Consider the following 15,784-nt stretch of genomic DNA (forward strand, 5'->3'; position numbering starts at 1 on the left):
GCCATAGTGCAGATCGATAACAAAACGAAGAGGAACACGCCATGATCCGACGTACTTTGATGACTTTCATTGCCGGCGGCCTGCTCTGCGGTGCGGCCAGCACCTCCCAGGCTTTCGAGCCGGCCGGAAAGATCGACTGCATCGCCCCGGCCAACCCGGGCGGTGGCTGGGACTTCACCTGCCGCTCCGTCGGTCGTGTTCTCGGCGACCTCGACCTGGTCGATGGCAATGTCCAGACCATCAACATGCCGGGGGCCAGTGGCGGCGTCGGATTCTCCCATGTGGTGCAGAAGCGCGGCGGCCAGGAGAACGTGATCGTGGCCGCCAGCACCGTGACCACCACCGGCCTGGCTCGTGGCCAGTTTCCGGGCATGGACGCCAGCATGGTCAACTGGGTCGGTACCCTCGGGGCAGACTACGGCGTGATCGCGGTCGCGGCGGACTCCCCGTACCAATCGTTGTCCGACGTGATGAAGGCACTCAAGGACGATCCAAGGGCAGTGACCTTTACCGGTGGCACCGCGACCGGCGGCTGGGATCATCTGAAGCTGCTGATGGCGGCAGATGAGGCCGGGGTCGACGATCTGGCACGCATTGCCTACCTGGGTTACAACGGTGGCGGCGAAGCCGTGACTCAGACGTTGGGCGGCCATGTGGACGCCTTCACCGGCGATATTTCGGAAGTGATCAGCTTCATCGAGTCCGGCGACTTGCGCCCCTTGGCGATCCTCTCCGAGGAGCGTCTACCCGGCAAACTGCATCAATGGCCTACTGCTCGGGAACAGGGAATCGATACCATCGCTCCCAACTGGCGCGGATTCTATGTACCGGCGGAAATCTCCGGGGACGCTTATACCTGGTGGGTCGATACTATCGACACGCTATACGCCAGCGATGAGTGGAAAAGCGTGATGACCCAGAACGGACTGATGCCCTTCGAAATGCACGGAGAGGCCTTCACTACATTCGTCAACGATCAAATCGCCCAGATCGCCGACATATCGCGCCAGATCGGCCTATCCCAATAACCGGAGCACCGCCGCATGAGCTCGCTCGGCGGCCCGGGTGAGCTCGTCTGCACAACTGATTTCCGTAAACACTGTCCGCGCTCGCCACCAGCGCCGAGCGGGACAAATACGATTTGAGACGAAAGTCGTAGCTAAAGCGCCTAAGCTGAGATGAGTCGACAACAGTAACAACAGGCTCATTCATGAATGCATCGACCCTAAATGCGACAGCTATCGATACGGCATCCATCAATACCATGATCGCGCAGTGGCTCGATGCGCTACCGTTCTGGATCACTGCGGCGGCCATCATCGGCGCGACCGTCATTGCCCACGCGCTACTCAAGTACGTTCATTTTCGCCTGCGATCGCTGGATGCCGGCCGCTTGCACCTTCTCGGTACGACGGCCAAGTCCATACACCCACCATTGGTGGGTGTGCTGTGGGTCTACGGATTGTTCGGTGCGACCCACTTCCTGATCCCTGAAGAGGTCGAGGGGCATTCATTGATCATGCCCGTGGCACATTTTGCTGCCGCTCTGCTCGGCGTCTGGCTATTGATCCGCCTCAGCCGCCGGCTGGTCACCACCATGGATCGCTGGGGCGACTCGAGGACTTCGATACTGGAGCGCTTCCTGGTACCGTTCATGGCTCGGTGTCTCGCCGCACTGATCCCGATCTTCGTACTGTTTTCGATCTTTCCGATTTTCGTCACATCGGTCAGTCTCGATTCCGCGCTACATGATCTCACCAGCCTGATTCTGATCGGCGCCATCGCCGGGGTACTGATTCACGGCGTCAACATCATCGAGCGGGCACTCAGCGAACGCTACAGGTTCGACGACGACGATGCCGTGGCACGCAAAGTGCACACTCAGATTACCGTGCTGCGCAAGCTGATCAACTTCGTCATTATCATCCTGGCGCTGGCCTCGATGCTGATGGTATTCGACAAGGTCCGTCAGCTAGGGGCCAGCATCCTGGCGTCGGCGGGTATTCTAGGCGTAGTGCTCGGTTTCTCGGCGCAAAAGGTGCTGGGCAATCTGATCGCCGGGATTCAGATCGCACTGACACAACCGATCCAACTCAACGACTCCGTCATTGTCGAAGGCGAATGGGGCTGGGTGGAGGAACTGACTCTGACATATGCCGTCGTGCGCACCTGGGACTGGCGAAGAGTGGTGCTGCCGATCACCTATTTCGTCGACCACCCTTTCGAGAACTGGACCCGCCGTGACAAGGATCTCATCGGCGTGGTCATCCTCTACGCCGATTATCACTTACCGATGGAACCGCTGCGCGCCGAGTGCCAGCGGATCGCCGAGGCGTCGCCGTTCTGGACGGGCCGGGTCTGCAAGGTGCAATTGCTGGAGATGACCGAGCGCAACAAGCAACTGCGCGTGCTGATCAGCAGTAGCGGCGGCCCCAATACCTTCGATCTACGCTGCGAGATCCGTGAAGGTCTGATCGACTTCATCTGCCGGAATTATCCTGAGCACCTGCCGACCATGCGCCTGGATATGCCACAACGCGACGGCGGCAACACACGGCAAACACCGCTATCGGATTCGGCCGCTTCGCTGGCGAGGGGCGATGCACAGGGCGATATACAGAGCAAGGCATAGGGCGACACACAGGACTATGCCCAGGGCAACGGTCAAGGCAGCCCTGTTCAGCCAGGCTCATGATCGAGCCTGATTGTCACTCCCGCCGGTAGACGTCATCGAACCGCTCGATATCGTCTTCGCCGAGATAGCTTCCGCTCTGAACCTCGATCAGCTCCAGTTCGATCTTGCCCGGGTTCTCGAGCCGATGAACGACGCCCAGGGGGATATAGGTCGATTGATTCTCTTCCAGCAGGAAGGTTTCGTCGCCACGCGTCACTCGCGCTGTGCCGCGGACCACGATCCAGTGTTCCGCACGATGGAAATGCTTCTGCAACGACAGCCGGCCGCCGGGGTTCACGCTGATACGCTTGACCTGATAACGCTCAGCGCGATGCACGCCGTCATAGCTGCCCCATGGGCGATGCACACGGCGGTGCTGGTCCCACTCGGGTCGATTCTGATGCCTGAGCGTCTCGGCGATCCGCTTGACCGCCTGGGCGGCATCGCGATGGGCGACCATGACCGCATCCGGCGTCTCGATCACCATCAGGTCTCGGACCCCGACCGCCGCCACCAGTCGGCTTTCGCTATGAATCAGGCTGCCGGAAACGTCATCGACGACAACATCGCCGCGCAGCGCATTGTCTTTGTCATCCTTGGCCGAGATCTCCCACAGCGACTGCCATGAACCCACATCCGACCAGCCGGCATTCAGCGCCACCACGCTGGCATCCGCGGTATTTTCCATCACCGCGCAGTCGATCGACTCCGCCTCGCAGGCACTAAAGGCCTCAACGTCGACTCTCAGGAAATCGAGATCGGCTTGACGACCTTCCCAGGCCCGGGTCACCGACGCCAGCATGGCAGGCCGGTACTGCTTCAGTGCTTGCAGGTAGCGATCCGCGCGCATCACGAACATGCCGCTGTTCCATAGATAGTGGCCACTATCGAAATACGTCTGCGCCGTTATTGCATCGGGCTTTTCGACGAAACGCAGGATCGGCACCGCGTCATCGTTACCGGCCGACTCGTTCGCCTCGCGGCCATTCCCAATGTCGGTCTCGAGGCTTTTTTCGATATAACCGTAGCCGGTTTCCGCACGCGTCGGCGTCACGCCGAATGTCACCAGCTTGCCCTGCTCGGCCGCTGCCTGCGCTGGCGCCATCGCGCGGATCAGAGCGTCGGGATTGGTAATAGCGTGGTCGGCAGGCAATACCAGCATGACGGCATTGGCATCACGGCTCATGGCCTGCAGCGCGGCCAGGGCGATGGCCGGTGCGGTGTTGCGCATCGCTGGCTCGAGCAGAATATCTGCCGACCAATCTGTCTCCCGTAGCTGCTCGGCAACCAGAAAACGGTGCGCTTCCTGACACACCACGATCGGCTCCGCGGGTGCCAACGGTTCGAAACGCGCCAAGGTTTCCACCAGCATGCTGTGCGTTCCGTTAATGGATAGAAACTGCTTGGGGTAGCTCGCCCGCGACATCGGCCAAAGACGAGTGCCGGAACCACCGGCTAGAACAACGGGAATCAGCATGCGCACATCCTTGGCATTTGCTGGAACAGCCAGTTCGTCGAGGCAGGGACTTGCCATGTAACGAGCCGGCAAGACAACAGATTACCGGACACGCGGGGGTCCGAACTCCGGTCCCCACCCAGGCTCGGTCAGCAAAAAGACACGGACCCGCCGAAAGACCTATAAATGATAATTTACGTGCCCCAATATTTTCGCTCGGGTCATTCGATCACTGACACACTGACAACGCAAGCTATCGGTTTACTCGGACAATGCAGATGATTCCGTTGAAACCGACATGCTGAACATCAATCAAAAAATCAAAGCAATTGATATTAAAAATATTTCAGCGGCAACTTGGCCATACAACGAAACACAAACAAAAGAAGCTTCAGCGTCAACATCAAAGCATTCAATTACTTTCACAACACTATCGATGACCGGCGCGCCGAAGGCCATCGACATATTTCATAGGCATTTTAAATTTTATTAACGATAAATTTCAAAACGCTTATTATAATATTTTTTTATGCTCCAACAACGTGCTGAGCATTTTATACACACAGGTCTGGCTCAAGGCGTATTCGTCCATCAAACCCTGCACGCGCATCTCGAAGTCGGCGCGGGCGGCAGGCTCTTCCGAAGGGTTTGAGGCGGAGCGAGAATCGCCGTCCATCTCACGAAGGGCCTGGGCAAAGGCGTCATCAAGTTCACGAAACTTACGAAGCTTTTCACGTTCATCCATCGTACGAGGCATAATATTTTATTAAACATCCTAAAAAACGACCCAAATCCGGGTCGATAAAGTCTATTGATAAACGGCTTGAACCAGCGTTGACCGAAGTAAAAACTTGCTGACTGAAAATACTGCCGTGATTTCCATAAATATCGGATCAGTCTAGCGAAAATTGCTCCGAAAATCACTAAAGCCGAAATCCTCTCGAGCGCCGAATAGCGACAACGTGTGCTGACCAAGGAGGAGAATCCGAATAGGTAACGAGTCGGCTGCAGTGATCGCTACTCACTTTGACTACGAGAATCGCTCAAAATTCCCGTTACCACGTCGAACGCATACACGCTGTGTTGTCCCCCGCACTGTCTTGGAGGTAGACAAGGAATGGCACGTGGCATCGCCGCAACAGTGCGGCAACGATCACTGGACAGCGGGCTTCTCGAGCGTCTACCAGGCGCTCAGACTGAGCTGGGTGGCGGCTACCCGAGTCAGCAGCAGTAGCGTCGCAGAATAGTAGTTTTCGCCGGTGCTCGGCGTCGTACCGATGGCCCAAGGCCGACCGCTGAGCAGAGCATTGATCGCTTCTCCGCCCTCGGATAGGGGATAATCGGCCCTGTCTCCAGATGTAACGTCGATCCAGGCGGGAGGCGCAGACTGGTCCCAGAATCGAGCAATATTCTCGAGCGTGCCGACATTTCGCGCGCCTCCCCAGGTGAAGTAGAGCGGGGTCCGGATGTTTTCGAACCCGAAGCGCGGCGGCCATCTTTCGGCCGGCGTCAGTTCACCTGAAGTTTGCAAGCGTAGCCAGTCAGCGGGTAGCTGCTCCGAACCGAATTGCGCTCTTTCCAGAAGCTGGCGGCCACTATCGATAACGACCTGCCAAGGCTCATCCGGATAACGAGCGGCAAAATCGCGCAGCGCCGGGATAACCCAATAGGACAGGTTGATATCGGCATACCCCTCCTGACGAAAACCTTCGAGCCCCGGTAGCAATATCTCGTAACCACCGATGTTATCGATCAAATGATCTCGAATGGCGCCACGTATGGCATCGGATCGCTGAGCGTACCGATCATCGCCCCACCGATCCGCCGCCAATTGCAGCGACCAGGCCACGAATAGATCACCGTCCGTCGCATTGTTGTTGTCGGCGACCGGTGGCTGTGCGTGGGGGTCATAGCGCCAGGCATTGAGCGCGATATCCGGCCTCGCCAGGTTAGCCTCGGTCCATTGCCAGATTCTGTCGAAAGTACGGCGGTCATCGAACTGGACCGCCAGGAACATGCCCCAGCCCTGCCCTTCGGTGTGGCTGACGTCGCCGTTGGCGGTATCGATGATGCGCCCTTCTGGCAATAGAAATCGCGTCTTGTAGTTCTGCCAGCCGGGATCGCTGGCGTTGAATCCCGCATTCGCCATCGTTGGCATCACGACGACACCAAGCAGCAGCAAGAGGAGTTTCAACCACCGAGTCGGTACGTTGTTCATGCGCTACCGTAATGAAAGATCAATGACTGATGAAATCTGTTGCGCTGGTAGCTGACCGCAGCCTGGCCACCCTGAGCACCAAGCCAGCCTTGGTAGAGACTGCCCAGAATCCATGACAGGCCGAGCAAGCGCAGACGCCCCGCCTCGCCGATGTCGTCGGAGCCCATGAGGGGATAATCGCCGTGCTCGATAACCAGGTGCCGACCCGCGTCACGAATCGAGCACCAGCCCCAGGAGAGCTGGGCCAGCCGACGATTGATCTCCGACTCCAGCGCGGCTAGCGTCGCGGGCTGACCCAGAGGTAGATCATCGGCGAGTCGCAGCCCGACACGCTGTAGAAACGGTTGAGCTTCCGCCTCGCCGGCCGCCTGAATCAGCTCGTCGATCAACAGGTCGAGCACCTTCGGCCAATGCGGTGCATCTCCAAACGGTTCGCCATCGGGCTCAGCCGAGAAACGGGTAGCGGACGGCGCCTCGATCTCCGCACCATCCCACACATTCAGTAAACTCATGGCGTTGAGCGATGTATCGTACAAATATGGGTTCAAGGTCGAGCCCCCAGTTGATAGTTGAGATAAACCGACGCGGAGGTTTCGGAGTAGTCACCAAATGTGTCGTAACCCAGTGTGCCGCCCACGCTCAGATCCGGCGCCAACTGGTAGCTGACATCGCCACCCAACGTCACTCCGAATCCTGACTTGCTCTCACCGTCATAGTGCGACTGCCCTACCAGCCCCGCGGCTGCCAGCGTATCCAGCGACGATTGCGCATCACCGTCTTCAGGGAACACGTCCGCGTCGTCTTCCTGATAGCTCTGGAAGCCGGGCGCAGCACTGATACGATAGGTCCACTTGTCCTGACGCTGCTGGTAGCTGACCGGGAATGCGAGACTGACGTAGTCCTGGGGGCTGAAATAGCCGCCGTGACCATACGTGAAGTAGCGCAGGTTTTTGTCGAATCCCATGTAGCCGAGATTGACCCCGACCTGTAATTGACGATCCGGCTCATTGATCGGTCGAACGTAGGCCCCCGTATCGAGATTGAACGAATGGTTATCAGCGACGTTTTCCCCCCGATAAACGTAGGCGCCCGCACTGGCGTATGCGCCACTTTTACCATCGTCATACTCGATTCCGACTTTACCGCCGGTTCGCGTTACCGCCCCCCAGGTTTCTCCGGTCAACGGGTCCTTGACGCCCGCATAGGAGAGAACGCTGTCTTTCACGGCACGCCGCTCGGCGGTCACGCTGAGATGGGTGTCCTCGCTGATCTGGGGGCGCCAGGTAATCCCGCCCACGACGTTGGATTTTTCAAACCCGAGCGGCGTGCTGCCGATATCGGCGTCGATCGAATCCAGGCGATAGGCGAATTCCAATCCCACCCCGGCATCGGTGATTGAATCCGGGCGACGTGCGGCTCGCGGCACCGCAGCCAGACGGCTCCCGATGCCCTGCTGAATTCGAGTCAGACTCTCTTCCAAGGCCTCACGCGCCGAGGTAAATTCCTCCGCGTCGAGATTGGAGAAATCGGCATCGAAAACGCTGTCGATATCGCCCAGCAACTGGGAACGCTCCGACGCCGATAGATCGTCACTGACGACGAATTGCCTCACCGCGGCGCGAAACTGCGACAATTGCGCGTCACTCAACGACGCCGTATCGATGCCAGCTTCAAATAGCGGATTGCGGTCGAGTGCCTGCTGGAAACTTTCGGCAGCCCGCGTCAACTGCAACTGGGTCAGTGGATCACCGGGATTCTGCTGGTCCTGCAGGGCCAGCACCTGATAGCTGTCCGCCGAATCCTGAATGCTGTCCAGAATCGTCGAGACATCGGAGAGCCGCGTCTGCAGCGTTTCCGCTGCTGTCACGAAGGAATTGCTACCGTACCGTTCCCGGGCACTACCGCTCGCTTCTCCCGCAGAAACGTACTCTGGCGACACGGAAACCTCCAACCGCCCACGCTTGAACGGGGCTGCCGAAAACATCATCGTGCTGCCCAACGAGGTCAACTCGCTCAACCCCGACTCACCGTCGCGCTGTCGCAACGTAGCACTGGGAACCAGCCGCGGTGCCGTTTCGCCGTGTAATTCCGTCAGCAACCGATCGATTTCCCCCAGAGTCGTGTCGCCCCCGGACTCGGTGCTGACAGAATCATCGGAAACACTCCGACTGCCCGAGCCCGTCGCGGTGATGGCATCCCAGCGGCTACCGTTTACCCGTGCCGCCTGCTGCGTTTGACGGAAAGGATTGCCGCTCACACCCAATTGGCCCGATGCCATCGCCGTCTGGGGCAATAGCGGGTTTTCTCCGTTCACGGCCAGTTGCTGATCTCGCGCCTGCTCAAGCAGCCGAATCGCCTGCTCGCGATCCCCCTGAGCACGGGCCGTTCGAGCCGCCAGTATCACCAACGAAGGCGAAGAGAGCGGTGCATGTTTGACCAGCAATGTCTCTGCCCGCTGGTCATCACCCTGCTCCAGCGCCGCGTTGACGGCGCCAGCCAGCACCTCATCGTTATCGGGCTGTGTTTCCAACAGATGATCGTAGACGCTCGCGGCGGCGTCGGGCATTTCGCCGCTGCTATAGAGCCTGCCAAGTGCCAGCAGCAACTGCGGGTCGTCCGGCGAGGCTTGCAGCGCAGGCTGCAGCACGTCGTAGGCATCGGCGTAGCGCTGCTGCTGGCGAAGCTGATCCGCCTGAGCAACCGCGATGCCACCCGCGGTGCGGGTCAACATCGCACGCTGCTCCGGGGACGACGCCGCAGCGTCCAGGCGCGAAAGCAAGGTTTTGGCTTCCTCGAAATGTCCCGCCCTGGCGAGCACCAGCGCGTGGCCGAGATACGCCGTTGGGGTTTTGGAGACATCGGCCTGAGCTAGATTCCGACGCACCAGCTCCAGCGCCATGCCGGGCTGCCCGGCATCGGCCAACGCCAGTGCCACGCTACCCACGGCATCAGGTGAGGATGGTGGATTGCGATACCATTGATACAGTGTCTCGCGAGCCGAGGGATCACGAGAGGCCATACGCCGCTGAACCGTCGCCAACTGACGCTGAAAGGCGACTCGTCCCTTGAGATCCGCCACCGCTTGCGACGTCCCGCTGTCAGCCGGTATTCGCTGCAACAGCGTATCGGCATCATCCCAGCGCTGCTGCTCGCCTGCCAGTAAAGCGCCCGCCTGCAGCGCTTCAGGCGTCGCCTCGTCACCCAGCAACTGGGACATGACGAAACTGGCCTGATACGGTTTGCCTTCAGCCTGATACAGCCGCGCTAGATCGAGTCGAATCCACGGATCGTTCGGCGCCAGCTCGATCGCTTGACTGAACAGTCGATGTGCCTCGGCGTTATCGCCCGCCGTAAAGCGCTGATTGGCCTGCTCACGAAGTGACTGTGCTTGATCGCTGCGCGGGTCGCCCATGGAAGCGCGCACCTTCGCGGGCAATTGCTGTGCGAAGATTTCCGCTTCCTGCCAGCGTTGCTGGTCTCGCAATACGCCAACGAGCCCCTGAGTCGCTTCGATGTTCTTCGCATCTTCCGCCAGCACCTGCCGGTAACGTCGCTCTGCCGCATCGTCATTGCCCTGGCGATGCAATAGATCCGCTTCGAGCAGCCGAGCTGCGCGGCCGTCACGGCCATTTTCGCGAGTCAGCGGCGCCACGCGCGTCAACGCCGCCTTGTATTTGCCGCTTGCCGCCAGACGGCGAACTTCCGCCAGCTCCGCGTAGAAGCTGGCGCTACGAAACGCACTGGTCCACTGATCCGCCTGAGACGGCGCCATCTGGATGGCGCGTCCCAGTTGGTCCCGAGCCTGAACGAACTGCTGACGTCGTAACGCCACCAACCCAAGCCCGGCGATTGACTCGGCGTCTTTTGTCTCTGGTCCGTCTTCAGCGGCCTCGAGTGCGGTCTTGAAGTTCGTCTGAGCCTGCGCCAGATCACCGTCGTCGAGCGCCTGATACCCTTTGCCACGAGCCTCTGACACCGGATCGGTTTCGGGCTCGGCGGCCGTGGCCAGAAAATACTCACGAACGGCTTTGTCATCGGGATAACGCTGCAGATAGCGTTCGTACAGCCCCTGATCGTCCATGCCCGCATCCAGCCAAAGTAAGGCCTGACGCCAGGCGGCGCGAGTCGAGGCACTGGGTGTCATCTGACTCAGTTGATCGATCGAGGTGCGCCGAGATTCGGCGCGATAACTCAGTACCCGCGCCGATGCCAGTGCCAGCGCTTTGTCGTCAGGAGCGCGCTGATGAAGATCGTCGAGCGCCTTGCTGGCCCGTGACCAGCCCCCATCGGTACCCGCAAGCGTCTCGTAATACTCTGCGGCGAGATCCCAGGGTGGGCCGTCACTGCCGAATAGCTGATCGTATTCGCGCAGCGCCCCCTGCAGGTTGCCAGCCTTGGCCAGCGCGCGCGCGCGCGCCAGTACCACCGGATCGATATTGCGTCGCTCCTTGGCCTGACGCAGACGCTCGACGCGGGAGTCATCGGGTGCGACCTGTTGCAGTCGGCTCAACCATTTGTCTGCGGCCGTTGTATCGTCGTTGTCGATTGCCAACAGTCCTAGCCGGAAGAGTGCCTCCCGATTCTGCGGATCGACCGACAGAATCCGCTCCAGCGACTCCTCCGCGAGATCGACACGCTGGCGGGACTGCCAGAAAACCGCCTGATCGAACAGCGGTTGCAAGCTGTCACCGACCGGCTGCGCCAGTAGCGGCGTGCTCCCGCCCAACATGCCAAGCAACAACAACCCGTACCATCTATCGCGTTTCATCGCTCGACCTCGAACGGTGCCGATCCCGAAGCCGGGAGAGAAATCGTGGACTGGCGCTGCATCGCCCGACGTTTGAGAAGCGGATACAGCACCGCCGTGCACAGAACGAGAGCGGCGATCAGCAACCACATCAGCCACCACGGGCGCTCGCCGAATACCCAGTACCAACGCTGGGGCCACGGCATGTTGCCGACCTGATAGTGATCAGCTACGCGGAAGGCCGATACGCTGCCGTCGCCGTCGATCAAGACGACATCCCCGCGCACCGCCTGGCTGACCCGACGATCGTCCAACGCATCGACCAGACCCGGCAGAGCCTCGGATTCGTCGGCAGTAATGATCACGATGCTGCGACCGGCCTGCCACGGCGACTCCAGGCCCACCAGCGCATCGACATGACGACGACTCACCAGCGCCCTACGCAGGGCCCCATGATCGGTACGCCACTGCCCCTGCAACCAGCCCATCGCACGCTGTGCCCAGTCCGGATTTCTGACCTTTAGCCCACCGTTATCGATACCGATCCCCCCCTGGCTCAGCAGCGTCTTCATCATCGGCGCCTGGGTCTGCGCAACCACCAGCAGATCCCGGTCGGCGTAACGCGCAGCGCCCGGGTTACCCAACCCCACCGCAACGCCATGCATGGCGACGCCGGTCGACTCGCCCAGACGCGAGGCTAGATTGAGGACGGTCGCCAGTTCGCTATTGTCGGGCTCCGCGGGTAACAGGATCGCGCTACCCGCCAGGTCCGGACGTCGAGTAAACGGGAAGCCCGCGCCCACGAAATAGGAAAGGTTGGGCAGCGTGGCAAAGTGACGTGCCTGACTGAGATCCAGCGTCGAATCCGGTGAGATCTGGCTTAGCGAATCGTCATCGATCTCCTCTCCACGACTGCCTGTTTCGGCGTCTTGAGCACTATCAGAACCTCCGTCAGAACGGCTGTTTACGCTTCCGCTCGCCGCCAGACACCCGGCGTCATCCTTCGCCTTCAAGTTGAAGTAGAGACTCAACGTGTTCTCGCCATAGATCAGGTAAGGCGGAATGCGAATGATGCCGCCATCACGGCGGGCGTCACCGCCCAGTTTTCCCCATAGACGCTCGATGACACCGGTCTGATTGACGCCCAGCGACCCCAGGTAGGTGCCGTTGAGATTGACGTCGAGCCTGGAGCGCGACTCATCCAGCCAATCGGCATTGGGAAAGGTGTACTTGAGTGCCAGCGGCAAGTTCTGCCCGGGCCAAAGGAATAGATCGGGTGCCGCGCGAAAATTGATATCGATCGCCGGATGCGTAAGCCCAGGGCTCTGCAGGTTCTCCGATGTCGTCAGCGAAGAAAGCGTCACCGGCTTTGCCGAAGAGATCCAGTTCGGTGCGCCGCTATCCGCGTATGCCGGCGCCTCGACCCGTTGCATCTCATGCTCGATGCCGGATAGCCGAGATTGATTGATGACGAAATCTCGCACCGATGCCAGCAACTGAGACGATGAATCGCCATGCAGAATCATCAAGGTGTGCGCAGGGTTCAACGGATTCGGAATCAACCGAATCCCGTTACCGGCCAGTTGAGAGGCATCCACTCCGGCGATCGAATCATTGCCGGTCGCCAGCACGATAGCGTCGGCATCCGGCAGGCTCCCCTGCGATACACGAAATGTCAGTTCCCGAGATCTGGCCCGACTGCCCAGATAAGATGCCAGCAATGTCGAGGCTTGCAGCGTCGTTTCACTGGGTCTGGTCGGCAGCACGATCTGCGCCGAGGCCGAAGATAACGCGACGTTGCTATAAAACGGCAATGGGAAATGTGCGAGATCACGCTTTAGCGGCAAGCGCTTCAACGCCAGTTGCAGTAGCGAGCTTCGTCCTACCGTCAGCGCCTGTGAAGAATTCGACGGCGTCAGGCATTGATTCTCGCTTTGTCCGGAAAGCGCGAAATCCAGACGGTTGTGGGTCACCAGCAACGCCGGCGTTATCGGCAGTTCGAGGGTGAACCGCTCACCCGGTTGACGCTCGAGCATCTGGCTATGCAGCGGCTGGCCATTGAGCGAGACACTGAGTCGCTGGCGCTCGCTCGTTTCACCCTCGGGCATGCGCAGGTCCAGCATCAATGAAGCCTGCGTGGCCAACTCGTCGGCTCGCACCGAGAATGGCACGCCCGCGCGCGCTTGGGCACCGCTCAGCACGATATCCCTGCCGCCAGTCAACTGGCCCAGCGTCACGCTTTCCCAACGCTCATCGCCCAATACCCGAGGCGAAGAGGGATCGGACTTCGCGGCCGCCGTGAACGGGTTCGCGGCGGCCGCGGGCGCGAATGGCTGAGACGCCGCGGCATCGTTCGCCTCCGTCATTGACGGGTTGGGTCGGGCCATCTCTTCCCGTGACGTCTGTTCATTACCCTGCGCTAATTCATTACCTGACGTCAGATCATCACTCAACGCCGAGCGCGCCGTCACCAGCAACAAGGCCGCCAACACCGCCAGCGCCATTAGCCGGCCAGCCGCCCAGAAGGAGCCGGAAGCGCGCGTTTCACCCGCGGCCACATGACGGCGCTGTTGCCATGAGGTAAAGAACAGCCCGAATACCGACTTGACGACCCACCACAACGAACGCAGTGGATGATCGACATGGCCTGGGCGTGACAGCCAGGCATCGGCCCGCCCCATTACCGCACGCACCAGCTGACGCCGTTGGCCGATGTCCAGCCGGCTGAAACTGAGCCGAATCTGGCGCCCCTCCCGATGAATTTCGGTGACCGGGAAACTCGTGAACTGGCTGCCCTGACGCAGCTCGATCCACTCGATCGGTTCACCCGCCGTATCGCCGACCAGTTCCACCAGCGCGCCGCCCATCGACAAGTTGCGCGTGATCGCGGTCTCGGCGTGGCCATCCGTGCGGTAAGCGACGGTCGGCAGCTCGACGTCGACTCGCACTGTGGCTCGAACCTGGCGCGACTCCCGCGCCACCGCGATGGCGGCCAACAGCATCAGCAGACTGAAACTCGCCCAGAACAGGTTGAGCAGCATGACATTGCGCTCGATACCGAACGACTCGTTCCAGACCAGTCGCACTATCCCCCAGGCGATCGCCACGATGAGCAGTCCGGCGACGATCAGATGCGGTCTTACGACCTTGAAATCGAAAAATCCTTCCGGCAACAACCCGCCTTTGTCGGTCACGTTGAATTTGCCGCGACGGGGACTCAACAGCGTCACCAACGTGACCTTGACCAGGTGAAACGACAGCACGGTTTCATAGATCTCTGCCCAGAAGCTGAACCGATAGCGCCCCTGCAGCAGCGAGTTGAGTACCAGGGTATGAGCCAGGTGAGGCAACGCATAAACGAAGATCATCCCGGCCGAGGCGGCGATGATGTTCTGGCCGATCAGCAGATATGCCAGTGGCGCGGTCAGAAAGACGATACGCGGCAAGGCGAACTGAAAATGCAGGATGGCGTTGAGATAACAGAGCCGCTGCATCAACGACAGCCCGCGCCCGAACAACGGGTTGTCGAGGCGCAGGATCTGCGTCATGCCGCGTGCCCAGCGCATTCGCTGCCCAACGTGCAACGACAACCGCTCCGTCGCCAACCCCGCCGCCAACGGCACACCGAGGTAAGCGGTCTTCCAGCCAAGCCGCTGCAGCTTGAGCGCCGTATGCGCATCTTCGGTAACGGTCTCTACGGCAAAACCGCCAATCTCTTCGAGTGCCGAGCGACGGATCACAGCGCAGGAACCGCAGAAGAACGTGGCGTTCCAGTAGTCGTTGCCTTTCTGGATCAGACCGTAGAACAGCTCGTCTTCGCTGGGCATGCGCTCGCCGACGCTCAGATTGCGCTCGAACGGATCTGGAGAATAGAAATGGTGCGGCGTCTGCACCAGTGCCAGATCGTCCTCGGCGACAAAGCTACCGACCGTCATCTGCAGAAAACCGCGGGTCGTGACGTGATCGCAGTCGAAGATGCAGATCAGCTCGCCCTGGGTCATCGTCATGGCGTGGTTGAGATTGCCAGCCTTGGCGTGGTGATTGTCGTTTCGGGTGATGTAGCCCACCCCCGCCGCGGCCGCGAACGCGGCAAAAGCCTCCCGGCGACCATCGTCGAGCAGATAGACTTTGAGCTTGTCACGCGGATAGTCCAGGTTTTGCGCCGCCAGCACCGTGTCCTGAACGATCTGCAGACTCTCGTTATAAGTCGGAATGTAGACATCCACGTTCGGCCAGGACGCTGTATCCGCCGGCAGCGGCGCCACTTTGCGTTCCAGCGGCCAGATATTCTGGATATAACCGAGGATCAGAATGACCCAAGCATAGAGTTCTGCCACGAACAGGCCATAGCCCAGCGCCGCCTCCAGCCAGCTTTGGAACACCAGCGTTTCCGTGGCACGCCAATAGAGATAGCGAGTCGAAATCGCGGCCGAGAGCAGGATCAGAAAGATCGCAATGGGTTTAGAATTGGCTCGCAAGCGCAGCAGTACCAGCATCGCCACGACTGTGATCAGCCCGAACAACCCCTGATGCGAGACCGACATCGGCGTGGTCACGGTCAGCAACACGATCGGCAAGACGCCCAGCAGGATGACGACGGCAATCAGCACGGATAACCGTGAACTTCGTGCATTCGACCGAGGTCTCGGACCGCTACTTTGACTCTTATTCTTAGAGCGGTTAGAGCGA

9 protein-coding genes are annotated in these 15,784 nt (G+C 59.9%); 3 read left to right on the top strand and 6 right to left on the bottom strand.

Annotated elements, in window-relative coordinates; genetic code table 11:
- Window positions 1–41: 41 nt before the first annotated feature.
- Window positions 42–1,028, top strand: a complete 987-nt coding sequence (locus DOM27_RS11990) for a Bug family tripartite tricarboxylate transporter substrate binding protein (RefSeq protein WP_110656195.1) — start codon at window positions 42–44, stop codon at window positions 1,026–1,028.
- Between the two features lie 182 nt (window positions 1,029–1,210).
- Window positions 1,211–2,632: a mechanosensitive ion channel family protein gene (locus DOM27_RS11995; protein WP_245392693.1), complete on the top strand. Its 1,422-nt coding sequence runs from the start codon at window positions 1,211–1,213 to the stop codon at window positions 2,630–2,632.
- A gap of 76 nt (window positions 2,633–2,708) precedes the next feature.
- On the opposite strand, the gene DOM27_RS12000 is transcribed toward DOM27_RS11995, so the two are convergent.
- Complete coding sequence (locus DOM27_RS12000; RefSeq protein ID WP_110656196.1) at window positions 2,709–4,151, bottom strand: mannose-1-phosphate guanylyltransferase/mannose-6-phosphate isomerase; 1,443 nt, start codon at window positions 4,149–4,151, stop codon at window positions 2,709–2,711.
- Between the two features lie 277 nt (window positions 4,152–4,428).
- Between DOM27_RS12000 and DOM27_RS17900 the strand changes: the two genes are divergently transcribed.
- Window positions 4,429–4,623 carry a hypothetical protein gene (locus tag DOM27_RS17900; protein ID WP_157956762.1) on the top strand — a complete coding sequence of 65 codons (195 nt, stop codon included), beginning with the start codon at window positions 4,429–4,431 and terminating at the stop codon, window positions 4,621–4,623.
- Window positions 4,624–4,644: 21 nt separating this feature from the next.
- Here DOM27_RS17900 and DOM27_RS12005 read toward each other — a convergent pair whose 3' ends face one another.
- The 5 genes from DOM27_RS12005 to bcsA all read right to left on the bottom strand — a co-directional run bounded on the left by DOM27_RS12005 (window position 4,645) and on the right by bcsA (window position 15,705).
- Window positions 4,645–4,875 carry a hypothetical protein gene (locus DOM27_RS12005; protein WP_110656197.1) on the bottom strand — a complete coding sequence of 77 codons (231 nt, stop codon included), beginning with the start codon at window positions 4,873–4,875 and terminating at the stop codon, window positions 4,645–4,647.
- A gap of 435 nt (window positions 4,876–5,310) precedes the next feature.
- Window positions 5,311–6,324, bottom strand: a complete 1,014-nt coding sequence (locus DOM27_RS12010) for a family 8 glycosyl hydrolase (protein ID WP_188113714.1) — start codon at window positions 6,322–6,324, stop codon at window positions 5,311–5,313.
- A 20-nt stretch (window positions 6,325–6,344) separates the two neighbouring features.
- Window positions 6,345–6,860: a cellulose biosynthesis protein BcsD gene (gene bcsD / locus DOM27_RS12015; RefSeq protein ID WP_157956763.1), complete on the bottom strand. Its 516-nt coding sequence runs from the start codon at window positions 6,858–6,860 to the stop codon at window positions 6,345–6,347.
- A 32-nt stretch (window positions 6,861–6,892) separates the two neighbouring features.
- Window positions 6,893–11,116 (bottom strand): cellulose biosynthesis protein BcsC, encoded by a 4,224-nt coding sequence (locus DOM27_RS12020; protein ID WP_110656200.1) that lies wholly within the window; start codon window positions 11,114–11,116, stop codon window positions 6,893–6,895.
- Entirely contained in the window at window positions 11,113–15,705 is a 4,593-nt protein-coding gene (bcsA, locus tag DOM27_RS12025; RefSeq protein WP_223162324.1) for a UDP-forming cellulose synthase catalytic subunit, read from the bottom strand. The genes DOM27_RS12020 and bcsA overlap by 4 nt, the downstream gene beginning before the upstream one ends.
- Window positions 15,706–15,784: the final 79 nt, after the last annotated feature.

Origin of the sequence: Salinicola halimionae (assembly GCF_003206065.1) — a bacterium.
GTDB classification, from domain to species: domain Bacteria; phylum Pseudomonadota; class Gammaproteobacteria; order Pseudomonadales; family Halomonadaceae; genus Salinicola; species Salinicola halimionae.